General features: G+C 51.1%; 25 protein-coding genes. 7 read left to right on the forward strand and 18 right to left on the reverse strand.

Translation table 11 applies throughout. The features are described from left to right. The first annotated feature begins 351 nt into the window (after positions 1-351). The 3 genes from sbcD to HV213_RS22510 all read left to right on the forward strand — a co-directional run bounded on the left by sbcD (position 352) and on the right by HV213_RS22510 (position 5,318). Positions 352-1,554, forward strand: coding sequence for an exonuclease subunit SbcD (gene sbcD, locus HV213_RS22500; protein WP_181483374.1), 1,203 nt, complete (start codon positions 352-354; stop codon positions 1,552-1,554). Then, positions 1,551-4,685, forward strand: a complete 3,135-nt coding sequence (gene sbcC, locus HV213_RS22505) for an exonuclease subunit SbcC (RefSeq protein ID WP_181483375.1) — start codon at positions 1,551-1,553, stop codon at positions 4,683-4,685. Before sbcD ends, sbcC begins: the two co-directional genes overlap by 4 nt. A 270-nt stretch (positions 4,686-4,955) precedes the next feature. Then, positions 4,956-5,318 (forward strand): NUDIX hydrolase, encoded by a 363-nt coding sequence (locus HV213_RS22510; protein WP_181483376.1) that lies wholly within the window; start codon positions 4,956-4,958, stop codon positions 5,316-5,318. 174 nt (positions 5,319-5,492) lie between these two features. Here HV213_RS22510 and HV213_RS22515 read toward each other — a convergent pair whose 3' ends face one another. Both HV213_RS22515 and HV213_RS22520 read right to left on the reverse strand, forming a co-directional pair. Beyond that, a complete protein-coding gene (locus HV213_RS22515) occupies positions 5,493-5,969 on the reverse strand; it encodes a hypothetical protein (RefSeq protein WP_181483377.1) in 477 nt (158 codons plus the stop codon). Further along, a complete protein-coding gene (locus HV213_RS22520) occupies positions 5,966-6,754 on the reverse strand; it encodes a winged helix-turn-helix domain-containing protein (RefSeq protein ID WP_181483378.1) in 789 nt (262 codons plus the stop codon). The genes HV213_RS22515 and HV213_RS22520 overlap by 4 nt, the downstream gene beginning before the upstream one ends. Before the next feature lie 269 nt (positions 6,755-7,023). Between HV213_RS22520 and HV213_RS22525 the strand changes: the two genes are divergently transcribed. Continuing rightward, the gene (locus HV213_RS22525; RefSeq protein WP_181483379.1) at positions 7,024-7,677 is read left to right on the forward strand and encodes an EAL domain-containing protein; all 654 of its coding nucleotides are present in this window, start codon (positions 7,024-7,026) and stop codon (positions 7,675-7,677) included. 42 nt (positions 7,678-7,719) lie between these two features. On the opposite strand, the gene HV213_RS22530 is transcribed toward HV213_RS22525, so the two are convergent. The 5 genes from HV213_RS22530 to mak form a co-directional block, all read right to left on the reverse strand. Beyond that, a complete protein-coding gene (locus HV213_RS22530) occupies positions 7,720-8,865 on the reverse strand; it encodes a fimbrial protein (protein ID WP_181483380.1) in 1,146 nt (381 codons plus the stop codon). A gap of 4 nt (positions 8,866-8,869) precedes the next feature. After that, positions 8,870-11,320 carry a fimbria/pilus outer membrane usher protein gene (locus tag HV213_RS22535; protein WP_181483381.1) on the reverse strand — a complete coding sequence of 817 codons (2,451 nt, stop codon included), beginning with the start codon at positions 11,318-11,320 and terminating at the stop codon, positions 8,870-8,872. Between the two features lie 21 nt (positions 11,321-11,341). Beyond that, positions 11,342-12,064 (reverse strand): fimbrial biogenesis chaperone, encoded by a 723-nt coding sequence (locus HV213_RS22540; RefSeq protein ID WP_181483382.1) that lies wholly within the window; start codon positions 12,062-12,064, stop codon positions 11,342-11,344. A 55-nt stretch (positions 12,065-12,119) separates the two neighbouring features. Then, positions 12,120-12,728 carry a fimbrial protein gene (locus HV213_RS22545; protein WP_228288568.1) on the reverse strand — a complete coding sequence of 203 codons (609 nt, stop codon included), beginning with the start codon at positions 12,726-12,728 and terminating at the stop codon, positions 12,120-12,122. 380 nt (positions 12,729-13,108) lie between these two features. Continuing rightward, positions 13,109-14,014: a fructokinase gene (mak, locus tag HV213_RS22550; RefSeq protein WP_181483383.1), complete on the reverse strand. Its 906-nt coding sequence runs from the start codon at positions 14,012-14,014 to the stop codon at positions 13,109-13,111. Positions 14,015-14,105: 91 nt separating this feature from the next. Between mak and rdgC the strand changes: the two genes are divergently transcribed. Continuing rightward, positions 14,106-15,017: a recombination-associated protein RdgC gene (gene rdgC / locus HV213_RS22555; protein ID WP_110273804.1), complete on the forward strand. Its 912-nt coding sequence runs from the start codon at positions 14,106-14,108 to the stop codon at positions 15,015-15,017. Positions 15,018-15,059: 42 nt separating this feature from the next. Here the strand turns inward: rdgC and ppnP are convergent, their stop codons facing one another. From ppnP to aroL, 4 genes are all read right to left on the reverse strand, one after another. Continuing rightward, positions 15,060-15,344: a pyrimidine/purine nucleoside phosphorylase gene (gene ppnP, locus HV213_RS22560; RefSeq protein WP_004099395.1), complete on the reverse strand. Its 285-nt coding sequence runs from the start codon at positions 15,342-15,344 to the stop codon at positions 15,060-15,062. An 87-nt stretch (positions 15,345-15,431) separates the two neighbouring features. Then, positions 15,432-16,112 carry an AroM family protein gene (locus tag HV213_RS22565; protein WP_181483384.1) on the reverse strand — a complete coding sequence of 227 codons (681 nt, stop codon included), beginning with the start codon at positions 16,110-16,112 and terminating at the stop codon, positions 15,432-15,434. Between the two features lie 255 nt (positions 16,113-16,367). Next, the gene (locus tag HV213_RS22570; RefSeq protein WP_110273805.1) at positions 16,368-16,559 is read right to left on the reverse strand and encodes a YaiA family protein; all 192 of its coding nucleotides are present in this window, start codon (positions 16,557-16,559) and stop codon (positions 16,368-16,370) included. A 71-nt stretch (positions 16,560-16,630) separates the two neighbouring features. Beyond that, positions 16,631-17,158: a shikimate kinase AroL gene (aroL, locus tag HV213_RS22575; RefSeq protein ID WP_181483385.1), complete on the reverse strand. Its 528-nt coding sequence runs from the start codon at positions 17,156-17,158 to the stop codon at positions 16,631-16,633. A gap of 335 nt (positions 17,159-17,493) precedes the next feature. Here aroL and HV213_RS22580 point away from each other — a divergent pair, with 335 nt between their 5' ends. Beyond that, the gene (locus HV213_RS22580) at positions 17,494-18,192 is read left to right on the forward strand and encodes a DUF2076 domain-containing protein (RefSeq protein ID WP_181483386.1); all 699 of its coding nucleotides are present in this window, start codon (positions 17,494-17,496) and stop codon (positions 18,190-18,192) included. Here the strand turns inward: HV213_RS22580 and HV213_RS22585 are convergent. Further along, the gene (locus HV213_RS22585) at positions 18,189-18,647 is read right to left on the reverse strand and encodes a YaiI/YqxD family protein (RefSeq protein WP_112214093.1); all 459 of its coding nucleotides are present in this window, start codon (positions 18,645-18,647) and stop codon (positions 18,189-18,191) included. The genes HV213_RS22580 and HV213_RS22585 overlap by 4 nt on opposite strands. A 112-nt stretch (positions 18,648-18,759) precedes the next feature. On the opposite strand from HV213_RS22585, the gene proC reads away from it, so the two are divergent. Then, complete coding sequence (gene proC / locus HV213_RS22590) at positions 18,760-19,569, forward strand: pyrroline-5-carboxylate reductase (protein ID WP_181483387.1); 810 nt, start codon at positions 18,760-18,762, stop codon at positions 19,567-19,569. A gap of 246 nt (positions 19,570-19,815) precedes the next feature. On the opposite strand, the gene psiF is transcribed toward proC, so the two are convergent. The 6 genes from psiF to idnO form a co-directional block, all read right to left on the reverse strand. Next, the gene (psiF, locus tag HV213_RS22595; protein WP_110273810.1) at positions 19,816-20,136 is read right to left on the reverse strand and encodes a phosphate starvation-inducible protein PsiF; all 321 of its coding nucleotides are present in this window, start codon (positions 20,134-20,136) and stop codon (positions 19,816-19,818) included. 91 nt (positions 20,137-20,227) lie between these two features. Continuing rightward, complete coding sequence (gene phoA, locus HV213_RS22600; protein WP_181483388.1) at positions 20,228-21,658, reverse strand: alkaline phosphatase; 1,431 nt, start codon at positions 21,656-21,658, stop codon at positions 20,228-20,230. Between the two features lie 90 nt (positions 21,659-21,748). Next, positions 21,749-22,009, reverse strand: coding sequence for an anti-adapter protein IraP (iraP, locus tag HV213_RS22605; protein WP_181483389.1), 261 nt, complete (start codon positions 22,007-22,009; stop codon positions 21,749-21,751). Between the two features lie 228 nt (positions 22,010-22,237). Next, the gene (idnR, locus tag HV213_RS22610; protein ID WP_061155604.1) at positions 22,238-23,230 is read right to left on the reverse strand and encodes a DNA-binding transcriptional regulator IdnR; all 993 of its coding nucleotides are present in this window, start codon (positions 23,228-23,230) and stop codon (positions 22,238-22,240) included. A gap of 66 nt (positions 23,231-23,296) precedes the next feature. Beyond that, positions 23,297-24,586 carry an MFS transporter gene (locus HV213_RS22615; protein WP_181483390.1) on the reverse strand — a complete coding sequence of 430 codons (1,290 nt, stop codon included), beginning with the start codon at positions 24,584-24,586 and terminating at the stop codon, positions 23,297-23,299. Between the two features lie 218 nt (positions 24,587-24,804). Beyond that, positions 24,805-25,569, reverse strand: a complete 765-nt coding sequence (gene idnO, locus HV213_RS22620; RefSeq protein WP_061155606.1) for a gluconate 5-dehydrogenase — start codon at positions 25,567-25,569, stop codon at positions 24,805-24,807. Positions 25,570-25,594 lie beyond the last annotated feature (25 nt).

A 25,594-nucleotide genomic window follows, 5' to 3' on the forward strand; every position in this document is an offset into this window, starting at 1 on the left:
GTGCGCGGCCATTATGCGTCAGATTTATGACAGATTTATGAAAAAAATGACGGGCAGATGAACAAGGGATTTTGAATTGTGACACGGACTTAACTCACCGGAGTGCAGTGTTATACCCGTCATACTTCAAGTTGCTTGTGCGTTGGCTGCAGATTACTCGGCCCATCCATGGGCCTCGCCCTGGCGGGCCGCCGTTACACGGCGTTCAAATCTGCTCCCGGCAGATTTGTCACTCACCCCAGTCACTTACTCATGTAAGCTCCTGGGTACTCGCTCTCTTGCCGCCTTCCTGCAACTCGAATTATTTAGGGTATATAATGCCGCTTACGCTTTTTTCGCTACGGGACCACTATGCGCATCCTTCACACTTCTGACTGGCACCTTGGGCAAAATTTTTACAGCAAAAGCCGCGCCGCTGAGCATCAGGCGTTTCTCGATTGGCTGCTGACCAGCGCCCAGGAGCATGAGGTTGATGCCATTATTGTCGCGGGCGATATTTTTGATACCGGCTCCCCGCCAAGCTACGCGCGTGAGCTGTATAACCGGTTTGTCGTTCAGCTACAGCAGACCGGCTGCCAACTGGTAGTACTGGCGGGAAACCACGATTCAGTGGCGACCCTCAATGAATCGCGGGATATTCTCGCCTTCCTGAAAACCACGGTAGTCGCCAATGCCGGTCACGCTCCTTTTGTTCTGCCCTTGCGTGATGGTTCAGCGGGGGCGATTTTTTGCCCTGTGCCGTTCCTGCGCCCGCGCGAGCTGGTCACCAGCCAGGCCGGTCACTCCAGCGGTGAAAAGCAGAAGCAGCTCCTCACCGCCATCAGCGACTACTACCAGCAGCAGTATCAGCAGGCCTGCGAACTGCGCGGCGACCGGCCGCTGCCGATTATCGCCAGCGGTCATTTGACCACCGTCGGCGCCAGCAAAAGCGACGCGGTTCGCGAAATCTATATCGGCACACTCGACGCCTTCCCGGCAAGCCACTTTCCTCCTGCCAATTACATCGCGCTTGGCCATATTCACCGGGCGCAAGTGGTGGGCGGCTGCGAGCATATTCGCTACAGCGGATCGCCCATCCCGCTGAGCTTTGACGAAACCGGGAAAAACAAAAGCGTCAACCTGGTGACCTTCACCAACGGATGCCTAACAGACGTCACGCCGCTCATCGTCCCCATTACCCAGCCGCTGGCGGTATTAAAGGGCGATTTCGCCAGCATCAGCGAGCAGTTGAATCAGTGGCAAGATAATAGCCAGCAACCCGCCGTCTGGCTGGATATTGAGATCACCAGCGACGAGTATTTGCATGATATTCAACGTAAAATTCAGGTGCAGACCGAAACGCTACCGGTAGAAGTGCTGCTGGTGCGCCGCAGTCGCGCCCAGCGCGAGCGCATTCTGGCGGGCGAGCGCCGGGAAACGCTCAGCGAACTGCAGGTCGAAGATGTGTTTGCCCGTCGCCTGGCGCTGGAAACCCTGGAAGAGTCGCAGCAACAGCGCCTGGAGCAGCTGTTTAACGAGACGCTGCATAGCCTGAACGATGAGGATCGTCTGTGAAAATCCTGAGCTTACGTCTGAAAAACCTCAACTCGCTAAAAGGCGAGTGGAAAATCGATTTCACCGCCGAGCCGTTCGCCAGCAACGGGCTGTTTGCCATTACCGGGCCGACCGGTGCCGGAAAAACCACCCTGCTCGACGCCATCTGTCTCGCGCTGTATCACGAAACCCCGCGCCTGAGCAGCGTGTCACAATCACAAAACGATCTGATGACCCGCGACACCGCCGAATGTCTGGCAGAAGTGGAGTTCGAGGTCAAAGGCATCGCCTACCGCGCCTTCTGGAGCCAGAATCGGGCGAGAAACCAGCCGGATGGTAATCTACAGGCCCCGCGCGTCGAACTGGCGCGCTGCGACGACGGCAAAATCCTCGCCGATAAAGTCAAAGATAAGCTGGAAATGACCGCCACCCTCACCGGGCTGGATTATGGTCGCTTCACCCGTTCGATGCTGCTGTCGCAGGGGCAGTTCGCCGCCTTCCTCAACGCCAAACCCAAAGAGCGCGCCGAGCTGCTGGAAGAGCTAACCGGCACCGAAATTTACGGCCAGATTTCAGCACAGGTTTTTGAAAAACATAAGCTTGCCCGCATCGAGCTGGAAAAACTTCAGGCCCAGGCTTCCGGCGTCCTGCTGCTGAGTGACGAGCAGCAACAAGCGCTCCAGCAAAGTTTGCAAGTACTTACCGATGAGGAAAAACAGCAGGTTAGCGAGCAAACCAGCCTGCAAAACGCCCGCCAATGGCTGATGCGTCGTGAAGAGCTGACGACAGAAAATCTGAAGGCCCAGGCCACGCTGCGCGAGGCGCAGTCTGCGCTCGAACAGGCGCAGCCGCAGCTGACCGCACTGCTCAATGCGCAGCCCGCCGAACACTTGCGCCCGCATTGGACACGCCAGCAGGAACAAGCCGCCGCGCTGGCGCAAACCCGCCACCAGAGAGAAGAAGTAAATACTCGCTTACATGAACGGCTACGGCTGCGGGCAGGCATTCGCCTCGCCGCCCAGCAGCAGTCCGAACGCCTGCGCGCCCACCAGCACACGCTATCCGCATGGCTAAAAGAGCACGACCGCTATCAGCAGTGGGGAAATGCGCTGGCGGGCTGGCGGGCAGCGTTTCAACAGCAGGCCCGCGATGCGCAGCAGCAATCCACCCTGCAACAGCGCCTGACGGAAACGACCCGCAGGCTGGCTGAACTCCCTTCCGCCACGCTAACGCTGGATGCCGAACAAGTGGCCCTCGAGTTGACGCAGCACGCAAAGGCCCGGCCTCTGCGTCAGCAGCTTTCTTCTCTCTATAGCCAGCTACAGCCGCTCAGCCAACGGTTATTACAGCTAAATGCCGCCGAACAGGCCAGCAAACAGGAACAGGAAAAGCTAGAAGCGACTCTGGCCCAGCGCCGACAGGCCTATAAAGAGAAGAATCAGCAGTTCAGCGATGTGAAAGCCCTGTGTGAAATGGAGGCGCGGATTGCCGGACTTGAGGCCGATCGCGCCCGTCTCCAGCCCGGCTCGCCGTGCCCGCTCTGCGGTTCCGAACAGCATCCGGCTATCGCCGAGTATCAGGCGCTGGTTCCCGGCGTTAACCAGGCGCGTCGTGATACGCTAGAGCGCGAAGTTAAACAGCTAGCAGAGGCCGGGGCACAGCTTCGCGGCGAGCTGGATGCGCTGCTTAAACAGCAGCAAAAAGAGACCGCCGAGAAAACATCCCTTCTCCAACAGGAGCAAGCGCTCACATCACAATGGCAGGAGACGATCGCCGGATTAAATATCGACCTGAAGCCGAAGGATGATATTCCCGGCTGGCTGGATGCGCAGCAAGAGCATGAACAACGGCTATATCAACACCAACAACGCTTGAACTGGCAGGCCCAGCAGCATGAGTGCCAGCAGCAGCTGCAACAGCTTCAGCAAGAACAAGAGCAGCGCAGCGTCGCACTGGCGGCTGAGCTGAGCGCGTTTGCTCTGAGCTTACCCGCCCCAGACCAGGCCACGAACTGGTTAGCGCTGCGGGAAGAAGAGACACGCAGCTGGCAAAACAAACAGAACGAAGCCACGGCTATTCAGGAGCAGCTCCAGCAGTTGACGCCGCTACTGGAAGCACTACCGGAAACCGAGCAACAGGCCGAGCCCGCGCCGCTGGAAGGCTGGCGTCAGGTGCACGACGATTGCCTGGCGCTTCAGAGCCAGTGGCAAACGCTGGGGCAACAGGAAAATCAGCAGCAAACTCAGCTAACGGAGACCGAAAAACAGTTCAGCACCGCGCTGGCCGCCAGTCCGTTCTCCGACCAGCAGGCATTCCTTGCCGCACTGCTGGATGAAGAGACGCGCCAGCGCCTCGAACGGCTGAAGCAGACGCTGGAGAGCACGCTACAGCAGAATCAGGCGCTGGCGCTACGGGCCCGTGAAACGCTGGATAGCCACAGTCAGCAACCGCCAGCAGAAACGGACATCAGCCAGCCGCTTGAGCAAGTACAAGAAAAACTCCAGCAACTGGCATTGCGACTGCGCGAGAACAGTGCCCGTCAGGGCGAGATTCGCCAGCAACTGAAGCAGAATAGCGAAAACCAGCAGCGTCAGCAGGCGCTGCGTCAGGAGATGGAACGCGCGGCTCAGGAAGTGGAGGACTGGGCGTGGCTGAACTCGCTTATCGGCTCCAAAGAGGGCGATAAATTCCGTAAATTCGCCCAGGGGCTGACGCTGGATAATCTGGTGTGGCTGGCCAACCATCAGCTCAACCGCCTGCATGGTCGCTATCTGTTGCAACGTAAAGCCAGCGAAGCGCTGGAGCTGGAAGTGGTCGATACCTGGCAAGCGGATGCGGTGCGCGACACGCGAACCCTTTCCGGTGGCGAGAGCTTCCTCGTTAGCCTCGCGCTGGCGCTGGCGCTGTCCGACCTGGTGAGTCACAAAACGCGGATTGATTCGCTATTTCTTGATGAGGGATTCGGTACTCTGGATAGCGAAACCCTTGATACCGCGCTGGATGCGCTGGATGCGCTTAACGCCAGCGGCAAGGTCATCGGCGTGATTAGCCACGTCGAGGCGATGAAAGAGCGTATTCCGGTACAAATCAAGGTTAAGAAAATCAACGGACTGGGCTATAGCCGCCTGGATAAAACCTTCGCCGTCGACTAGTTCTCCCCCCATCAATATCCTCAAAAAAGGCCTCTTCCTTCGGGGAGAGGCCGCATTTTGCCGTTCGGCGCATTACATACAACCATTCCATTCACGATTAATCTTGATATTGCACGAATTTGCATGATAGTTTATCTTAAAGCTCAGTTATGATTGTTAATCATGTATTTCGTGCAAATTCGTGCATTAACAGTTTTGACTGACGGAAAGTGCCACAGGAAAGGAAACCTTCAACAGCACTCCCTTTCACGCATCAAGAAGGTCTTAAACATGAAAAGCTCTCTTATTTTGATCGCCGGCCCGGTACGCAGCGGCACCAATAATCGTCCGGAATTAATCGACGCTAACCTGAACAACATGGCGCAGGTTGCGCTAAGCGTTTACCAAAAAGGTCATATCCCCGTGGTCGGCGAATGGTTGGCTTTACCTGTTGCCAAAGCGGCAGGTTCAAAGGAAATTGGCGATCCGATTAGCGAGGAGTATCTCTATCCCGTCGCGCACCGTTTGATTAGCCGTTGTAACGCTATTTTGCGGATGCCGGGCGAATCCAAAGGGGCAGATCTGGATATTCAGGAAGGAGAAAAACTGGGGATCCCCATTTACTATGGTCTGGAAGAGATCCCAGATTGCTGACAGCATCATCCCTTTCCCATATTTGAATAGATAATGAATGAAATGGGGCGCAAATCGGCTTGAATTCCCCTTGCCGGAAGGGAATATTTTTGCGCCCACATATGCTCTCTGCTATTAACAGAGGTGATTACACTTATATCCTTCAAAGGCTATCAACTGCGTATTCTGAGCCTGTCAGGTAACTTTACCTATCTTATTTTGCCGGGCACAAAGAAAAAAAGGTGTCGAAACACCACGTAAATAGAGACCATTTTGACCAACGCGGTACATTCCCAAATTGAACCGATGACTATATATTTCCTCCATCAATGCATCAGGGGCTTTATCCGTCTCGGTTTTAATATCAACTCGATTGATCATGATGTCATATAGATTACCATTAAGCTCATCGCTCCAGCTAAACCATATTTTTCGATTGACCAGCCATAGTTCTTTATGGTCAGTTAGCGTGCCATAAAGATTCACAAACCCCTTACCATTTTCCATCATAAATAATGATGCCGTGATGTCCAGAGTCACTTTATTATCTTGTCTTTCAATGGTATGTAACACTTCAGCCTCACAGCGAATCCCCAAATCTGACGATGATCTGTCCATCACTACTAATACGACCGCCACTAAAACAACAATAACGACAAGGTAATATTTCATGCCCCCCTCCATGAAACTGTTTTACTATTTTCACAGCGAGTGTATTTCCCGTTACCTGCGCGCTGACACCAGGCAAAAAAAGTCATTATTCTCCGTTTCCCTGGTTCTTCATAATGGGTGATAAATACATCTCGTGGGTAGCCTTCACAGTTCAAGCTGATATTATCTTTATCCATAATTGATACAACTTCATGCTGACTCAATGGCGTATCCTGTACCGAATAAAAACGGCATTGAGAAAGAGTAAAAAGATAGCGTTCAGAAATTACCGGTAAAGATGAAGGCGGCAACCACCAGATAGCCGCCGCGATCGCTAACCCGCCGCAGCCAATAAAAAAAATTACCTGAGTTATTTTTCGCCAGTTTATAAGCGGTTTAACCTCAGGTTGAGTCTCGACATACTCAATCATCCCGGTGTTTGAGATAGGTTCTTCTTCGCTGGCGCTGACTATATTTTCTTCAACTTGTGCCTGAAAAACGATGCCCTTTTTTGGCAACGTCGTTATCAATACCGTTTGCGGCAGTAAAGAGGTAAGATTTCGACGCAATATGCTTAAATAATTATTCAGATTACTATTGGATGCCCGATAGCCATATTCTTCCCAAACGCGCACCAATAATTCTTCACGCGTGATCATAGTTCCGTTTGTTTTTATAAGCTCACTAAGCAATCGTGCCGATGGCGCGGGCAAGACAAGCGTATTTTCCTGCTCACCGTTAATAGATAACGCCATCGTTTCTTCGTCAAAATAAATACAGCCTTCAATAATGTATAATTTATTCATTGCTATTTACATCTACTTGCAGCATTGATCCGCCTGGAAAAACAACTACCGCAAATTTTTGCCCCAGTTTTATTTCCGATGGGTTAAAAACTCATTTTATCGAATATGGTATCAACAACAAAAGAATTAAATACCATAATTACCCATAAAAAACATAAATAACAGTACAAAAAACTATGTTTTTCGCTTTAATTCAATTAATAACACCAATAAAAAGTCTAATAACTAGAATAATAATCCAATATGAACGTAAGAGTACAAACAAAGTAATGGATAGAGTAAAAAACATTCGCCTACAACCAATATTCGATCTGCACAACGCACAGATCTTTGGTTATGAAGTGTTGTCCGAAATTTCTACGACAACTGATAATGAAGCGTGGTTTCACCATCAATCTGCCAATCAACTACTGGCTCTATACCAATGGCAACTACAGCAGCCGGAACTTTTATCGATAAAAGGCATGTTGTTTTTAAATCTACCTTTCGCCGCATTACAGCTTCCAGAAATCGAAAAGCAGCTTGCTGGGAAGCCTCGCAATACTATTATTGAAATGCAGGATCCTGAAATACTCCTGACAATGAATGCAGAGCAGGTTATGAAACTGCGCCAACAATTGGCAAAACTCAGCCGGGCAGGACTCTCTATTTGGCTTGATGATTATCATCCAAACTATAGCGCTGCACTTAATCAACTCAACTGGCATTTCGGTGGAGTGAAAATTGACCGCCATGCTTTTCAAATGCACCGCCATTCACCGGATATGCTCATTGAACTGGTTAACCGAGCTCGTCGCTATGGCAGCAATATATTGATTGAAGGGATAGAAACGGAAGACGATCTGTTCGCGGTACTGCAGTCATCTGCCGATTTAGCGCAGGGGTTCTTCTGGTCGGAACTACGAATCCCCGTCATTCATTGAAACCATCCCGACCAGCGCAACTGCTGGTCGGGACAAGAGATGCTAATCGTAATTAAACATCAGCTGCGCTGTTCCAAGCACACTGCCTGTTGATAGCACAGACCTATCGTAGACCTGATAGTAAGCAACGAGTCTTAGCGATGTGAGTGGAGAAACTTCCTGTCCTTCTGAATAGCGCATCAATTCGGTAGAGCCTGGCGCACTCCCGATCCCATTGGCAATGGCCACCTTTGTACCTCCAGGCAAACGCAAAGCAATCCCTACCCCTAACGCATCGCTGTCATCGTTCACCAGCACATAGCCAGTCTCGCCATCATCAATCAAATCATTACTCGCCAGCCATGCGGAGATATTACGAGTAACCTGAGTCCCCCCCTTAAGGTTGACGCATTCAACAGGGATACTAAACGCTCGCTCACCAGCCGTGTTTTTGACCTGAAGTTCATCAATTGAAATGGGGTTCAGAAGTACTGTTAAATCATGGGGTAAGTCACAGGTTGTCTCATTGGGTTCGAACTGAATGGACAACATTTCAAAAGCGATAAAGTGATCGGTATTCCATCCCGATGCTGGTGTGCTCTGTTGAACATACCCCATGACCTCGTCACCATAGGTATATTTATTCCCGGTAATCCCACCATATCCGTTATCTGCCCCACCATGACCGCTCATGACCACAGAAGGCAGATTAAATCTGCCGTTAACAACAGTAACAAATCGCCCTTCAACATCTTGTGGCCTTTCTTTGAGCAATTCAGCCGTCATGACATAGGTAGTTTGATAACGTGCAATACTGTAAACCCCCGGTAACCCGCGGATTTTTGTTTTCTCCGGCCCTGTGACTTTGACGTTAAATTTAATCCAGTCATAAGAGTCATTTCTGGAACTGGTAAATAATACATAAAATGGCCCATCACCAATCGCACTAAAAAAAAAGGCATTATCTGCTGTACCCAGGCAGTTCATTTTTCCTGTCCAACTGGTATTCCAGGTAAATGATACCTTGTTTTTATTCAGGAATGCCGTCGATAAGTTGAGCGATTTTAACGACTCCTGAACACGTTTTTTTTTAAAAACAAAACCGTAGGGATCGCAGGTGTTCACCACCACACCTTTATCCATATCCGCTCTGGCACCAGTAGCATATCCAGAAATTACTAACACCATTAACAACCATAACTTAGACATGAAACTAAACCTTTTTTGGTTTGCAAATATTGATATTCTTCTCTGTTGGCTGGGTGATAACACAACTATTAGCCCGTGTTTTATTTCCTATCTGAAGTTGAGCAGATAATGAATCGGCTTTTATGAAGGCCTGACTACCCTGAGCGACATAGCCCACCTCTTCTCCAGATTCGTTATAGACTGTTGTGCCAAAAGCCACGGGAGAATTATTTTCACGGCGTAATTTGAGAATAAATAGCTTACGGGTGTCCGTCTTATATTTTATCCACGAAATACTCCCCTCATAAGGGGCAAGGTGCGCCACATTACCGATAACGTCCACATCAGGATTTTCGCTGTTGGAAGTATCAAGCCAGTACTGATTCATACGGTAGGCAACCGCGCCAGAAACCAGCGCCTGACCACGACTGTTGGTCCTCTGAGCGCTATCACTATTGATCACCGCCCCTTCAATACCCGGCGCTTCAACGATGACAAAGTTATTCCCGGCATCCGGCCCGGCCAGCACTCCACCTCGCCATCCAAGTAACCCTCCGCTAGCTCCCACCGACAGTTGCCGGTAGTCACTGGAATTCGCAACCCCCGCATTCAAGCGCATCCAGGACGTTTTCCAGCCAGCATACAAGTCACTGGATATGCCGCTACCATCGCGGCTATGGGTCATATCAGCACTATAATCCACTTCATTGGCCGTACCGCTGAATCCAAGACTCGTTGAATCATAGTGACCATTATTTATGCGGGTACGAGAGTTGATACTGGCCGGGGTATCAAATATAGAGAACGGTACCGTCAGGGAAAAGGTCACGTTAGTTTCACTACGCATTTTATTTTGATCGGTGATTCCTGATGACCGGCTATATTCGCTACGCCCCAGAGATAAAATGTAGTTAACCTTTTGGAACCGATTGCTGTAGGTCAGGTTATATTGCCTGGTATCTTCGCGATAGTTTCTAAACCAGGCATCAAAAGCCAACCTTCCCGCATCCTCTCCTAGCGGCTGGCTAAGAGAGAGACTAAAGGCTTGTTTACTTCCCCTGGCAGTATCATATTGCGGTTGTTTATCACGATCAGCGAACTCTTGTAGCGTAGTGTAATCACGGGTACGGTAATACCAGGTTGCCAGCGCAATATTCGTTCTGGTGGGTAGATATTTACTCCATGCCAGAGAATATTTTTCACCATGATGGCTCTGCTCATCACGCCAGCGAGTTTGTTCCGCACTCGCGCTCACTGAACCCAACCATGGAAACGATATGGCACTACCCAGCATAATTGCATGGTAGCGCTCGCTAATGGTCAGGCCGTTAAACCAGGTGAGATAGTTATTTAACCCTTTCGTATAGTCCATTTGCCCAAACCAGGCGCGATCGCCTCCACTTGATGAGCGCAGTTTTCCCATATTGAAACGAAAATCCGCTGTGCCTGGGCGCAGCATTGATGACATCGTGGCAAAAGGAACGGTAAAACGCTCGGTCACACCGCCGCTATTTTGCACTTCAACCTTCAGGTCATCTCTTGACCCTGTCGGCATCAGATCGCGAATAGCAAACGGACCAGCCGGTACCGTCACCTGGTAAATGACTTTATTACCCTGCGAAATGCTGACCATGGCGTTTGATGTCGCATTGCCGCTAATCACTGGCATATAAACCTGATCTTTATCAGGAAGCATTTGCAGGTCTTTATTAAGCGTGACCCCTCGAAAAGCGAGAGTGTCAAAATAATCTGAAGAGGTGTACATATCCCCAGCACGCATGAGCATCGTTAGCGGAGCAATGGGCTTTTCAACATAGCGGCTAGAAGTAAACCACTGGGAATTATTACTGTTGTCGGTTTGCCATGATGAGTTATCAACCAAACGCCAGCCAAACAGATTCAGGCCACTACGCAAGCTCAGAAAAGCCGATCGTGACGTATCGCTTTGCGCCCCTTTATCACGCCCGCTATAACCATTAAAACTGTAGTTAGTATATATTCCATTAATACCTTTATCCCACAGTGCTGGCGCAACCCAATTTTTATCATTATACATGACATAAGCTTGGGGAATTTCCAGATCAAGGCGTAGTTCGCCTGTACGTAAAATGCTTTTACCACCATGCAAGATGTCATGAATAATAATATCATCGCTATCATCTTTAGCATCAAGGTGTTCGATACCGCTGATACCTAACAAAAAGACATCTCTTTTCTTCATTGTTATTTGATAGCTGTCAACTCCATTGACTTTTACCGAGTATTTACCTTTCCACTCGTCATCCACAAAGACATCAAGATCATAGCTGCCCGGTGAAATAACTGGTGCAACGCCGCCCCACTCCTGCTGTGAGGAGTCGCCGACAAGTAAACTACTATTAAAGGATTTTGCGTAACCGTAATATGGCCACAAGGCAAGGGTTATTGCATTCAGCAGTAATCCTTGCCTTATTTTACTGGCAATATTCATTTTCATATCAAGCTCTATTTTTGCATATTAAAGCGTGCTGGAAATTACTGCATAGTGCTTGCTACCAAAGTCATTCATACGCGCAATTCGATATTGAGAATTGCCACTTACCCCAGAAGGTAGCGCATAGCAGTTAAATGGAGCAATAAATGCGGTATCAGAAAGTAGATTAGCTTTTACGGTTTTTTTAATATCTCCGCCTTGCCAGGTTACCATTTCCATCAACGTAACATAATATGGGGACTTATTATTTAAACAGAATTTTCCGTCCTGATGACGTACAGAAAGATGCTGATCGATATCATCAGATTTCACTTTCAAATCGTTGGGCCGATAAAACAGCTTTACCCTGCTACGTAGCGCCACCTGCAGATAGTTAGCCTTATCCTCGCTCACTTCGGGTACAGGGGGAACATCCAGAACATTCAGCCAGAAAACAGATTCCCGGTCTTTCGGCAACAACGCCGCATCCCGCGACATTAACTTTAATATTTGCCCTTCATTCGTACCTATTTGCACCACCGCAGGCGCTACGGAGAACGGCACATCAATTTTTTCTGGTGAAACGCTCGGATTGCCGTCATCAATCCAGCTTTGTACCAGATGGGGTGTAGTGCTTTTATTCACTAACTGTACATTAACAACTTTTGTATCTTGCGGGTAAATCACTCGGGTGGAATTAATGACCACGCTGGCCGCTGCGGACCCCGAATAACAGAGAATAGCCAGTAGCGTAAAATAGCGTAACATTATCTCATTCACTCTATTCATTAAAAAAACGGGGGGGAAATCCCCCCGTGAGATATTATTCGTAATTAAACGTATAGGTCGCAGTGGTTACAATGCTACCGGTAGCAATGTTGTTACCGCCGTAGTTGTAGTAGTTAGCGAAGAAACTCACATCCGCGCCAGATTCATTACCTGCTACATCAGTTTTGATGCCGGTATCGACTGCTTTATCAAACTCGATGGTATTAGAGCCATCGGTAGTCAGAGCAATACCAACGCCTTCTGCAGTACCAGACGAATTCTTCAGATACAATTCATCATCAGATACGTGCGGGCTGGAGAAGGTGATTTTCAGTGCCGATGCATTCTCTTTCGAGCTCTTACAGCCGGAGACATGCATGGTGAATTTCTGCGCATTGTGAGTCACTACGCCTGGTTTAACCCCAACCTGCTCGGTCGTAACCGGAGACAGATCGACGGTAAAATCTGCGCCTTTATTAGTGGTCACATTACAAGTTGTATCAGTAACCATCCCACTGAAAGTAATCGTACCACCAGCAACACCAGCATCGGTCACAGCCATAGCCTGGCCAGCAGTCAGCAGCAGCGAAGCTGCAATTATACTTTGTTTTAACATCATAATATCCTGATTAATATAAAGATAATTTTCGTCCTGCTTGCGCATAGCTATCTCTCCATGAGCACTTTCTCTGCTCCATTCACTTTCGCTTGCAGAACGTGATTATCATCACACAACAGAAACCATGCCGACATCTAACTCCGAAAAATAGCGAAAACATAGATTATTTATCTATTATATTTATTTAAATTAGATTTTAATTTCATTAAATGGATTTTATATCTAAGGGCGACCTTAAAAAATCATCAGCAAATCAGTTGGTTGATCCGCTACACCTGAATAATTCTGGAAAGCGTCTGATGATGAGACACACAGGAAGGCAAATTATTGAGATATGAGGCGAAAGGATAAGGGACGAGAGGGTGAAAATGGACAGATGCTACTGGTGGTCGCTTACCCCTTCCTTTTTGGAAGGGGTAATTCTATTACAGCGGCCACAGCCAGGCCGCGCCGCGCACGCCGCTGGAATCACCGTGCATCGCCTGGCGAATCGGCGTCTCGCACTCGCCGCCGAAGACCCAGAGTTTCAGCAGATTCGGCAGCGTTTGATACAACCGTTCGATATTGCTCATCCCCCCGCCCAGCACAATGACGTCCGGGTCGAGAATATTCACCACGTGAGCCAACGACTTCGCCAGCCGCATTTCATAGCGGCTCAGCGCCAGTTCAGCCAGCGGATCCTGCTCATCGACGCGCAGCATAATCTCGCGGCCTTTCAGCGGATTACCGCTCAGCCGCTGATAATCGGTCGCAAAGCCGGTGCCGGAAATAAAGGTTTCGATACAGCCTTGCTTGCCGCAGTAGCACGGCACTTGCGCGCGATAGCGCAATTCGTCTTCATCCATCCACGGCAGCGGATTATGCCCCCACTCGCCCGCCGTACCGTTACCACCAATATGGGCACGCCCATTTAGCGCCACGCCGGAACCGCAGCCGGTACCGATAATCACCGCAAATACCGTTTGCGCCCCAGCCGCCGCGCCGTCTACGGCTTCCGATACCGCCAGGCAGTTGGCATCATTCGCCAGACGCACTTCGCGATTCAGGCGCTGACTGAGATCTTTATCAAACGGCTGGCCGTTGAGCCAGGTCGAGTTGGCATTTTTGACCACGCCGGTATAGGGCGAAATCGAGCCGGGGATCCCCATACCGACCGTGCCGCGCTGCCCCGTACCCCGCTCAGCCATCTCCACCAGCGAGGCAATCGTCTCGATAGTCTGATGATAATCATCCCTTGGCGTAGGCAGGCGATGGCGAAATAGTTGCTCTCCCCGGTCGCTCAACGCGATGACTTCCGTTTTGGTCCCGCCTAAATCAATCCCAATGCGCACTGTAAATTCCTCTCCCCGATTAACAATGCAAGCATAGCGACAATTCGCTATCATGCCCGCTGGATTTAACGACAAAGCCGTGGAAATTATCATGCTGTGGTTCAAAAATTTAATGGTTTATCGTCTCAGCCGCGACATTTCCTTGCGTGCCGAGGAGATGGAAAAACAGCTGGCCGAGCTGACATTTACCCCGTGTGGCAGCCAGGATATGGCCAAAACTGGTTGGGTTTCGCCGATGGGCTCGCACAGCGATGCGCTGACGCATACGGCAAATGGCCAGATAGTTATCTGCGCACGTAAAGAAGAAAAGATCCTGCCGTCGCCGGTGATCAAACAGGCGCTGGAAGCGAAGATCTTTAAGCTGGAAGCCGAACAGGGCCGCAAGCTAAAGAAAACCGAGAAAGACTCGCTGAAAGACGAAGTGCTGCACTCTCTGCTGCCGCGCGCTTTCAGCCGTTTCAGCCAGACCATGATGTGGATCGATACCGTCAACGGGTTGATCATGGTGGACTGCGCCAGCGCCAAAAAAGCAGAAGATACGCTGGCGCTGCTGCGTAAAACCCTGGGCTCGCTGCCGGTCGTCCCGCTGGCGCTGGAAAACCCGATCGAGCTGACGCTCACCGAGTGGGTTCGTTCCGGTACCGTGGCTCAGGGCTTCCAGTTGCTGGATGAAGCCGAGCTGAAAGCAATGCTGGAAGATGGCGGCGTGATCCGCGCGAAGAAACAGGATCTGGTCAGCGACGAAATTGCCGTGCACATTGAAGCCGGCAAAGTGGTTACCAAGCTGGCTCTCGACTGGCAGCAGCGTATTCAGTTCCTGATGTGCGATGATGGTTCGATTAAACGCCTGAAGTTCTGTGATGAGTTGCGCGATCAGAATGAAGATATCGACCGGGAAGATTTCGCTCAGCGCTTTGACGCGGACTTTATTCTGATGACCGGCGAACTGGCCGCGCTAATTCAGAATCTGGTGGAAGGATTAGGCGGCGAAGCGCAGCGTTAATCTCACTCATTCCTTCCTGCCTGAGCAGGAAGGATATTTGTCTTACAGATAGCGGCACAGATAGGAAGTTGGCTCAGCCACCTGCAAATTAAACTCGCTATTCCCCGGAACGTTGAATACTTCACCGGCGGCATACACTTTCCACTCGGTCTCTCCCGGCAGAAGCACGTTCAGCGCGCCGCTAACCACGGTCATCTCTTCTGGCTGCGCGGTACCAAAGGTATATTCCCCTTCCGCCATCACGCCCACGCTCGCACGACCGGTACTGCTGCTGGTGAAGCCAATAGATTTTACTTTTCCGTCAAAGTATTCATTGCTTTGAAGCATAAACTCGCCCTTATGATCTGGTGTTGAAGGCACAATATAGGGGGCGCTCCTTGCCCCTGTCACGTAAAATTAACGCGTTACATCAGGTTAAACTAATAGTTCTGCCGCCAGTCGGGAAACCAGCACATTTGACAACAGAACCGGAATATCCAGCGCTTTTTGTAACACGTCACGATGCTGCTGGTGGTAGCACAGACAATCCAGCATCAGTACATCAGCCCCTTGCGCTATCAACTCCCTGGCCGCGGCCAGTAAATCATCTTTGCTACCGCTAACCGGATTGGAGATGGCATACAGCGGTGTATTTTCCAACACCTGCCATTTCTCCTGCTGTAGCGGCAAAATCTCTTCAACCGGAACAATTACCCCGACCTGGTGACCGTCAACAATGGATGCCACCAGCGGCGGGATGATCCTTTGCGGTTCGAGCAGGATCGCATTATTCGCCGCAAAGCCGCGAAAAGGATGGGTACTCATCAGTAAAATAAGATCGTAATTTTGTTTGTCGAGCATCGCGATAGCACTACGCAAATCCCGCTCTACCTTTTGCCGGGAGACCTGCGCAATTTGATTATCGCTCAGCAAGGTCAGTAACGTCTCTTCGCCGGATTCCACGGCATACTCCTGCATAACCTCTTCACGCGCCATTTTGCCAAGCAGGCTAATGTGGGTGATTTGATCTTCCCTGATATGCTCGGTTAAAAGCGGCAACATCTCCGCCACCGGTACTACCCCAATGGTCAAAATAGCCATCGATGCACTACTCATATCATGTACCTTTTCAGTACCGCTGTTTAAAAACAGGCTTCTATTAACAACATCTGCCCCATGGTGACTAAAAATCAACCGTCGAGAAGCGTAGCAGGTTAACGCCGCTATGGAATGTAAAGATTCCAGAAGCGTTAGAAACGCTCCTGAAAATCCGTAACTTAGGTAATCATTAGTACTGTTAATAGATTAAAAATGTGATATATGCCCGGTAACGGGCCTTTTCAGAGTGAATCCCGGACATTAATAGGGAAATTATGATTTGTCAGGATCTTCGTAGCGCTGTTTTGCATCTCGAGCTTCTTGTTCTGAGGGATGCTCGCTGATAAGCGAATTGGGCGTGGGATGATCAGCGCGTAGTTCATACCATGTCACCGATTGACCTTCCGGCCCTTTTTCAACAGCAACGATACGCGCTTCTCTTGGATATGGAGGTCTGGTCGGCATAACGCTTCCTTTTTCTACTTTAAGAATTTTAAAGTATAGGCGCTGCCGATCCGTTTACCGTAAGCAAAATCTTAACTGCTGTAGGTCTCCCCGCAAACCGTCGCCATAATCTGCTCAACCACTTCATCCGGTGATACGGTGGCATTAATAATATGATGCGCGGCAGCACGATACAGCGCTTCTCTCTGCGCCAACACCTCACCCACTTCATCACGGATGGGTTTCCCGGTCAGCGTCGGACGCTGCTCAGCTTTCGGATAGGCTTCCAGGCGGTCAATCAGTGCAGAAACCGAGGCTTCCAGATAAATCACTACGCCGTTCTCACGCATAAACTGACGATTGTATTCACTAAGAATAATGCCGCCACCAGTGGCGATAATCGTCGCCGGCTGCGCGACTCTTTCCAGAGCCTGAGTTTCCAGCGCGCGAAAACGTTCCCAGCCTTCCTGCTGGACGATAGCCGCGACCGTGCGCTGCTCATGTTCCTGCAGCTCATGGTCCGTGTCAGCGAACTGGAAACTGCGAACTTGCGCCAGCGCGTGACCGATGGTTGTTTTACCGCAGCCGCGAGGCCCGACAAGAAAAATTAGCTGTGCCATTACCGAAGACCCCTTGGTTCCGCGTTTTGCGGATATAAAGAAAGCGAAAAGAGAAACAATGGTACCGCAAACTTACTCAATGACATTCGTAAAATAAACGTTACACACCATCTACAAACCCTTTCACCTTAGTATTTGAAAGGACTTTACATGTAAACTTATCATTGCATTTGGTGTTATGCCAGCTTTACTTTCCCGCAAAAGTTATTTTTTGTTCGCAGTCTGGCGTAAACAGTAACACATTTCTGCATAGCTTTACGCGGCAACATATTTACAACATGAGTCGTTCAGAGAGACTCTGGCGCTCATTAATTAGTATGACTGAGGAATGTATTATGCAATCTGAAGAGCAACGCCTTATTGATGGACTGTTTTCCCGGCTGAAAGAGGCCGAGACCCGCAGCGCATCCCGCGATGCCAGCGCTGAAGAGCGGATTGCCCAGCACGTCAGCGAGCAGCCTTCCGCCCCCTACTATATGGCGCAAACTATCCTGATTCAGGAGGCGGCTATCAAACAGCTCAACGACCGCATTCAGGCGCTGGAAGGTCAGGTGACGCAGCTTCAGGCGGCGAAACCAAGCAGCGGCGGATTTCTCTCTGGGCTGTTTGGTGGCGCCCAGTCTCGCGGCTCCGACTCGATTCCTGGCGCAGAGCAATACGGCCGGCCGCAGGCTAACACGCAGCCGCAGTACGCCCAGCAGGCGCAAAACTATGCTCCTCAGGCGACGGCACGCAGCGGCGGGGGATTTATGGCAGGCGCGCTGCAAACGGCAGCAGGCGTTGCTGGCGGTGTGGTGCTCGGGAATATGCTGACGAATATGTTCAGCAGTTCGCACCCACAGGAGATCGTCAATATTATTGAAGATAAACCGCAGCCGGACCTTAGCCAGGCACAGGACACCAGCGCGGCAGACGATACCTTCCGCCAGGATGATGGACAGTTCCTTGCCGATAACAGTGCTTATAATTCCGATTTCGACGCCGGTTTTGGCGACGATAGCGATTTCGGCAGCGACGACGACAGCTGGGTTTAATTCTGCTGTCGTTTGACCTCTAACAGCCATTTCTCCAGCGCGGCGGCAAACTGTTGTCGGTCGCGCTGGGATAAACTATCCGGGCCGCCGGTCTGCACGCCGCTGGCCCGCATCGTTTCCATAAAATCACGCATCGTCAGACGCTCGCGAATAGTTGCCTCGCTATAACGCTCACCGCGCGGATTCAGCGCCGCGCCGCCCTTTTCCAGAACTTCAGCTGCCAGCGGGATATCTGCCGTAATAACCAGATCTCCCGGCTCGCATAAGCGTACGATTTCGTTATCCGCTACGTCAAAACCCTGGGCCACGCGCAGGGTGCGGATGAAACGCGACGGTGGAACGCGCAGCGGTTGATTAGCCACCAGCGTCGTTGAGATTTGCGCGCGCTCGGCGGCACGGAACAAAATATCTTTAATCACATTCGGACACGCGTCCGCATCAACCCAAATAGCCATTGCGGCTCCTGTCGACGAAAAAGAGAAGCCGTATTGTTACCTGCTTTTGCCTTTCGTGAAAGCGACAAGATGGTAAGCTAGAGAGCTAACGACAAAACAAAGGGGATTGGTGATGGAGAAGAAAATCGGCTTTATCGGTTGCGGCAATATGGGCAAGGCCATCCTGGGCGGCCTGATCGCCAGCGGACAGGTTCAGCCGGGACAAATCTGGGTCTACACCCCGTCGCCGGACAAAGTCGCGGCCCTGCACGACCAGTACGGCATTAATGCGGCACAAAGCGCGCAGGAAGTCGCCCAGGTGGCGGATATCGTTTTCGGCGCCGTAAAGCCGGGAGTGATGATCAAAGTGCTCAGCGACGTGGCCTCCAGCCTGAATAAAGACTCGCTGGTCGTTTCCATTGCCGCGGGCGTAACGCTAGACCAGCTGGCACGCGCGTTGGGCCATGACCGCAAAATAGTTCGCGCCATGCCCAACACGCCGTCTCTGGTCAATGCAGGCATGACCTCGGTCACGCCAAACGCACTGGTCAGCCCCGAAGAAACAGCCGAAATCCTGACTATCTTCCGCTGTTTTGGCCAGGCAGAGCTAATCGCCGAGCAGATGATTCACCCGGTAGTTGGCGTCAGCGGCTCCGCCCCAGCCTATGTCTTTATGTTTATCGAAGCGATGGCCGATGCCGCGGTACTCGGTGGAATGCCGCGCGCTCAGGCTTACAAATTTGCGGCACAGGCGGTGATGGGTTCCGCCAAAATGGTGCTCGAAAGCGGGGAGCATCCGGGTACGCTGAAAGATATGGTTTGCTCGCCTGGCGGCACCACAATCGAAGCCGTCCGCGTGCTGGAAGAGAAAGGTTTTCGCTCCGCCGTTATCGAAGCGATGGTCAAATGCATGGAAAAATCAGAGAAGCTGAGCCGCTCCTGATTTAAATGCCGAATAGCGGGTGAGGCTTTACTCACCCGTCAGGTTACCGACAAAGCGCCGACCTGCGGGAAATGCCCGGCGGCGCTACGCTTGCGCGGGCCTACAAAACCACACCGCGGTTTGATACTGCAAATATTTGTAGGCCGGGTAAGGCGACAACCGCCACCCGGCAGAAACGCGGGCACCAGGTTTAAAACAGCGTTGTCATCAGTGAAACGGGTGAGGTTTCCCTCACCCGCTTATTTCTTACACCTGTTTTTTCAGGCAGGCGCTCATAAATTTGCTGCGATCGTCCCCTTTCAGAGACTGCTGGGTCGCCTGAGCGTTGCACTCACGCATTTTTTGCTGCTGAGGCGTTAGCCCCTTGCCGTCCTGCGTGGTGGCATCTTTCTTCAGGCAGTTACTCATAAACGTCTTACGCTCATCCCCTTTCAACGACTTCGATGACGCCTCTTTATTACAGACGCTCATCTTCTGCTGCTGTGGGGTCAACTCTTTTTCCGCGGCACTCACCGCCGTCATAAATACCAAGCCAAAAAGTAGGGTCACAAGTAATGTTATTTTCATCGCACCATCCTTCTATGAGTGGATCTCTGTAAGTCTGGTCGCTGATGAAGAAAAAACCAGCCGGTAACGAAAATTCGCTACCGGCGGCGGGCTATTTCAGATTTAGCGCGGCTTTCATGGTGTAGAACAGATCGGTCTGATCGGTTAAACCGACCACGTTAGCGGCGTGCGGGCCATAGGCGGCGATACGCAGCTGGGTGCCAGTATGCTCCATCGATTCTTCTTCGGAGTTACCATAGCTCATCACCATCACCGCACCATCTTTGGTGTTCAGCGCCTGCGTCAGACCCGGAGCTTTGGTGTCTGCCGGAATAATCTGGCTGGAGTGTGCGTGGTCGGCGGTAACGATGACCAGGGTATTGCCATCTTTTTTGGCGAATTCCAGCGCCTTCTGCACCGCTTCGTCCAGATCGACGGTTTCACCAATCTGACCGCACGGATTCGCCGCGTGGTCCTGTTTATCAATAGACGCGCCTTCCACCTGCAGGAAGAAGCCTTTTTCATTGCTGCTCAGCAGGTCGATAGCTTTTTCCGTCATCTGGGCCAGCGTCGGCACCGAGGCATCACGTTTCGGGTTCGGAGTACAGGTCACCGCGGCTTTGTCGATATTGCCATGATAAGAGGCTTTCGGCCCCTCCCAGCGTACCGGCATATTGCCCTGAGAGAAGAGCCCCAACAGCGGCTTGTCCTGGCTCGCCTGGTTGATAGCGCTCAAAGAGCTGGCATCGGTTACAATCTGGTAGCCACGAGCGATTGCCTGATCGTGCAGCGTTTTACCCTGCCACTCGCCGGCAGTCGCGCTCTCAGCGAAGGTTTTCGCCCCGCCTCCCAGCGTCACGTCGGCGCGGGCATTCAGCAGTTGTTCGGTAATAGAACCTTTACCGCCCTTTTCCAGCGCGTTGCTGGCGCATTTTTCGCTGGTCACGCTTGGGCCATAGCATTTACGCGAAGTGACGTGGGCCACCAGCGCTGCCGGGGTCGCATCCTGTAGCTCCGCCGTTGAGACGTTACCGGTCGCTAAACCTGCCGCTTTTGCCAGCTCAAGGATGGTCTGATGATCTTTTTCATGGATATCTACACCCAGCGCGCCGTTGTAGCTTTTGACACCGGTGGTCCAGGCCGTTGCGGAAGCGGCGGAGTCGGTAACATAATCCGGCTTGCCGGTTTTCTTATCCAGAGAATAATGAGTGTACTGGCCGGTCAGCGGCAGCGCGTCAATACCTTTAAAGAAACCGCCCGCCCCTTCAGCATAATTTCGCGCGGCGGTAATTTCAGAATCACCCATCCCGTCGCCAATCAGCAAAATAATGTTTTTGGCCGGCTTGTTGATTAACGAAGCACGCAGCGCCTCGGTCTGATCGCCGCTTAAACGACGCGCTCCGCCCGGCGTGGTGATATCGCCCTGAGCGGCACGATTTTCCAGAACCGGTGCGGGTGTCGTTTCAGCATGAATAATCGGGGAGCCCAGCAGAGGTATCAGGGCAATAAACAGGGCGCTTAATTTCACTTTTATCGTCTCCATGTAAAAAATACTTTAAAAAAACAAAACGAGGGAGACTGTATAAAAGCGATGTGACAGTAAAATGACAGCATCCATATCTTGTCACAGAGACTAACTACGAGGATGCTGTAACAGCTTCTTTATATATTGCTGCAATAGCTGGGTGTCACGATCATCGACCAGCGGACCAGGGCTTGCCTGCTCGATGGCCTGCTCAATATCGTTGATTAATGCCTGCTGGGCATCCTGCGCCATATGGCGCAACAGCGCGGTGACGACCACTTCCAGCGCCTCAACCTGGGCCGTTAATTCCTTTGCTTCCTCTTCCTTCTGTGCCAGTTTCACCAGTAGCTCAGCAATGAGATTCTTCACAATGCGTTATCCTTAATGTGAGGTCCGTAGGCTGCTATTTATGTCATACATTAGCCATCGGACACCAGTATTATTTTAAAAATAACATCTCTTTCCATCCCATATTAAGCGAAACGTTTTTCTCATTGCTTATTCAGACTATGGAATATACTCAATAGCAATTAATAAGCCTCATAACCAAATTCATCAACATAAGAATAAAATGGAATATTGCTATTCCATCGATAACTATAACGTATCACCATAATATATCTGGTAGGCCAGATTAACGCTGTCCGGTGCGTCTTTACCTGCCAATCGGGCAATCAGTATTTCACTTGCTGTTTTACCGATGTCATAACGTGGGGTAATGACGCTGGCTATTTTCTGTAAACGTGCGCGACCAATTTCCAACCCATGAAAACCGGCTATGGCTATCTCTTTTGGTACCGCTTTGCCCTGTGACTGACATTCCAGCAATACCCCCACCGCCAGATCGTCATTGGTACAAAAAATGGCGTCGATATCCGGGCGCGACTGCTGCGTTTGCAGGAACATCTGCCGGCCAAGGGCGACCGAGGAGATGGTGCGCGGAGCCATGTGATACGCCTTCAGACCATGAACCTCCAGCGCCAGCTCGGTGCCGCGAAAACGACTGAGATCGCGAGGGTCGTCCATCGAACCAAAAAAGGCAATTGACCGTTTGCCGCTTTCGAGAAAGGCGTTAGTCATATCCCACGCCGCCTTTTCGTTATCGAACCCCACCTGAATATCAAGCTGCTGGCCGCCGAAATCCATCAGTTCCGCAACCGGAATACCGCTGGCGCGTACATATTGAATCATGCGATCGCTATGCTGCTTGCCGGTCAGGATCAGGCCATCAATATTATAGGAGAGCAAATTGAGCACTTCGCGCTCTTCGCGCTGCGGGTCATATTCGTAGTTGGCGATCAGGGTCTGGTACTGATGCGCGGAGGTTACCGATTCAATACCGGCCAACACATCGGCGAAAATCTGATTGCGAAAAGAGGGGATCAGCACGCCTATCGTTTTACTGCGCGCGTTAAGCAGAATTTCCGGCGCCCGATTAGGGATATAGTTATTCTCTTCCATGACCTTTGAAATCAGCTCACGGCTGCGCTGAGAAACCTGGCCGGGGTCGCGTAAATAACGGCTCACCGTCATCTTATTCAGCCCTGCCAGGTTGGCGATATCCTGCAATGTCATCCGGTTGTTTTTCATCGGGTTCTCTGCGATAAACGACTTATGTACTCGCAGAGAACCTTACCACAGCAGCTACGGTTTATGTTAACCCGCGACCTTTTTTGCCGTGACCGATGACGAGGAAGGTTCGTTATTGGCATGCACGTTGTACATCAGCACCACCGAAGCCAACAGCGCGATCGCCATAAAGGTGTAAGAAACGCCAGGCCCGCCCATAATCCCATTCAAATAACCTACCAGCCACGCGCCGAGGAAAGCACCGAGAGCACCGAAGCTGTTAATCAAGCCCATCGACACGCCGGAGACGTTACGCGGCAGCAGTTCCGGGATCAGCGCGAAGAAAGGACCGTAAGGCGCATACATACAGGCAGCAGCGATCACCAGCAGCGCATAGGAGAACCAGAACGCCTGATCACCCACCATCCAGGAACCAAAGAAGGCGATAGCGGCAATCAGCAGCAACGGCCAAATAAACAGCTTACGATTCTGGAACTTATCTGACAGCCAGGAGACCGTCAGCATCAGACAGATCGCCGCCAGATATGGCACCGCCGCCAGCCAACCTACCGCCACAATATCCATCTGCGCGGCGTTTTTCAGAATCGACGGCATCCACATCATGAAACCGTATACGCCAATACTCCACAACGCATGCACGGCGCACAGCATAATCACGTTGCGCGAGCGCAGCGCTTCGCCATAGTTACGTACCGGCTTGATATTGCTCTGTTCGCTATCCATCGCCTTCTGCAGGGTCTCTTTTTCCTGCTCATTCAGCCAGGAAACCTCAGAAGGTTTATCACGGACCAGGATCCACCAGCATACTGCCCACAACACCGCCGGAATACCTTCGATGATGAACATTTCACGCCAGCCCCAGGACTGAATCAGGTAGCCGGATACGATAGACATCCACAGCACGGTCACCGGGTTTCCGAGGATCAAGAAGGTATTGGCGCGCGAACGCTCGGTTTTGGTAAACCAGTTGCTGATGTAAATCAGCATCGCGGGCATCACCGCCGCCTCAACCACGCCAAGAGTAAAGCGAATCGCCATCAGCATCGGAATATTACTGACGAACCCGGTCGCCGCCGCGCAGAAGCCCCATAAAATAAGGCTAAAGAAAATCATTTTGCGCACGCTGCGTTTTACCGCATATATCGCACCGGGCACCTGGAAAAAGAAATAGCCGAGAAAAAAGAGTGCGCCAATCAGCGACGCGGTGCCTTTAGTAATGCCTAAATCACTTTCAATTCCCGCCGCAGCGGCAAAGCCATAATTCGCGCGGTCAAGGTAGGCCAGACTATAGGTAATAAAAATAATCGGCATTAAATACCACCAGCGACGCGCTGGTAATTTCGCGAGCATTTGCATAAGCAATCCTCAGATAATGAATATCATCCACGAGTTTAATTATCTTTTCAGGCTCACGCTGTAAGTCTGCGCCTGAAAGTAACAAAACCTTATATACCCTAAATAATTCGAGTTGCAGGAAGGCGGCGACGCAGGGAGTCCCCAGGAGCTTACTCCAGTAAGTGACTGGGGTGAGCGAGGAAAGCCAACGCACTTGCAACTTGAAGTATGACGGGTATTTAAACGGCAGCAAGCATCCCGCCGTCCACAAACAACAAATGACCGTTAACGAAGTTTGCCGCAGGCGAAGCCAGATACACCGCCGCGCCAATCAACTCTTCCGGTTTTCCCCAGCGTGCTGCCGGGGTGCGCTGATATAGCCAGGCGGAAAACGCCTCGTCGTTCACCAGCGCGGTCGTCATTTCGGTGGCAAAATAGCCCGGCGCAATCCCGTTGACCTGGATATTATATTCCGCCAGCTCCACGCACATTCCGCGAGTCAGCATTTTAACTGCCCCTTTCGATGCGGCATACGGAGTAATGGTTTTGCGACCTAATTCACTTTGCATTGAACAAATATTAATTATTTTTCCCGCACGGCGCGTCATCATATATTTCGCCACCTGCTGCGAGACAAGGAAAACGCCTTTCTGGTTAACTTCAATAACCCGATCCCACTCCTCTTCGGGGAATTCAGTGAAAGGGTAGCGGCGCTGGATCCCGGCGTTATTAATTAAAATATCAATTGCACCGAATTCCTCTTCGATACGGGCGATGGCCTGCTCGACCTCCGCCGCCTGAGTCACGTCAAACGCATAACCTACTGCGCGGTGGCCCTGAGCCACCAACGCCTGCGCCGCCTGGTCTGCCCGCTCCTGAGTACGGTCGTTAATGATTATCTCTGCGCCATACTCTGCAAGGCCACCGGCCAGCAGATTGCCAATCCCCTGAGCAGAACCGGTGATGAGCGCACGTTTCCCTGATAAATCGAATAAATTTCTCATAAAACCTCTTTTTCAATAACTGTTA

This window comes from Klebsiella sp. RHBSTW-00484 (genome assembly GCF_013705725.1).
Classification (GTDB): domain Bacteria; phylum Pseudomonadota; class Gammaproteobacteria; order Enterobacterales; family Enterobacteriaceae; genus Klebsiella.

Bases quoted from the DNA above. Each gene is read 5' to 3' on its own strand.
- sbcD (WP_181483374.1), top strand. From the start codon at position 352: ATGCGCATCCTTCACACTTCTGACTGGCACCTTGGGCAAAATTTTTAC.
- HV213_RS22510 (WP_181483376.1), top strand. From the start codon at position 4,956: ATGAAAAGCTCTCTTATTTTGATCGCCGGCCCGGTACGCAGCGGCACC.
- HV213_RS22515 (WP_181483377.1), bottom strand. From the start codon at position 5,969: ATGAAATATTACCTTGTCGTTATTGTTGTTTTAGTGGCGGTCGTATTA.
- HV213_RS22520 (WP_181483378.1), bottom strand. From the start codon at position 6,754: ATGAATAAATTATACATTATTGAAGGCTGTATTTATTTTGACGAAGAA.
- HV213_RS22525 (WP_181483379.1), top strand. From the start codon at position 7,024: ATGGATAGAGTAAAAAACATTCGCCTACAACCAATATTCGATCTGCAC.
- HV213_RS22530 (WP_181483380.1), bottom strand. From the start codon at position 8,865: ATGTCTAAGTTATGGTTGTTAATGGTGTTAGTAATTTCTGGATATGCT.
- HV213_RS22535 (WP_181483381.1), bottom strand. From the start codon at position 11,320: ATGAAAATGAATATTGCCAGTAAAATAAGGCAAGGATTACTGCTGAAT.
- HV213_RS22540 (WP_181483382.1), bottom strand. From the start codon at position 12,064: ATGTTACGCTATTTTACGCTACTGGCTATTCTCTGTTATTCGGGGTCC.
- HV213_RS22545 (WP_228288568.1), bottom strand. From the start codon at position 12,728: ATGCGCAAGCAGGACGAAAATTATCTTTATATTAATCAGGATATTATG.
- rdgC (WP_110273804.1), top strand. From the start codon at position 14,106: ATGCTGTGGTTCAAAAATTTAATGGTTTATCGTCTCAGCCGCGACATT.
- ppnP (WP_004099395.1), bottom strand. From the start codon at position 15,344: ATGCTTCAAAGCAATGAATACTTTGACGGAAAAGTAAAATCTATTGGC.
- HV213_RS22565 (WP_181483384.1), bottom strand. From the start codon at position 16,112: ATGAGTAGTGCATCGATGGCTATTTTGACCATTGGGGTAGTACCGGTG.
- HV213_RS22570 (WP_110273805.1), bottom strand. From the start codon at position 16,559: ATGCCGACCAGACCTCCATATCCAAGAGAAGCGCGTATCGTTGCTGTT.
- aroL (WP_181483385.1), bottom strand. From the start codon at position 17,158: ATGGCACAGCTAATTTTTCTTGTCGGGCCTCGCGGCTGCGGTAAAACA.
- HV213_RS22580 (WP_181483386.1), top strand. From the start codon at position 17,494: ATGCAATCTGAAGAGCAACGCCTTATTGATGGACTGTTTTCCCGGCTG.
- HV213_RS22585 (WP_112214093.1), bottom strand. From the start codon at position 18,647: ATGGCTATTTGGGTTGATGCGGACGCGTGTCCGAATGTGATTAAAGAT.
- proC (WP_181483387.1), top strand. From the start codon at position 18,760: ATGGAGAAGAAAATCGGCTTTATCGGTTGCGGCAATATGGGCAAGGCC.
- psiF (WP_110273810.1), bottom strand. From the start codon at position 20,136: ATGAAAATAACATTACTTGTGACCCTACTTTTTGGCTTGGTATTTATG.
- phoA (WP_181483388.1), bottom strand. From the start codon at position 21,658: ATGGAGACGATAAAAGTGAAATTAAGCGCCCTGTTTATTGCCCTGATA.
- idnR (WP_061155604.1), bottom strand. From the start codon at position 23,230: ATGAAAAACAACCGGATGACATTGCAGGATATCGCCAACCTGGCAGGG.
- HV213_RS22615 (WP_181483390.1), bottom strand. From the start codon at position 24,586: ATGCAAATGCTCGCGAAATTACCAGCGCGTCGCTGGTGGTATTTAATG.
- idnO (WP_061155606.1), bottom strand. From the start codon at position 25,569: ATGAGAAATTTATTCGATTTATCAGGGAAACGTGCGCTCATCACCGGT.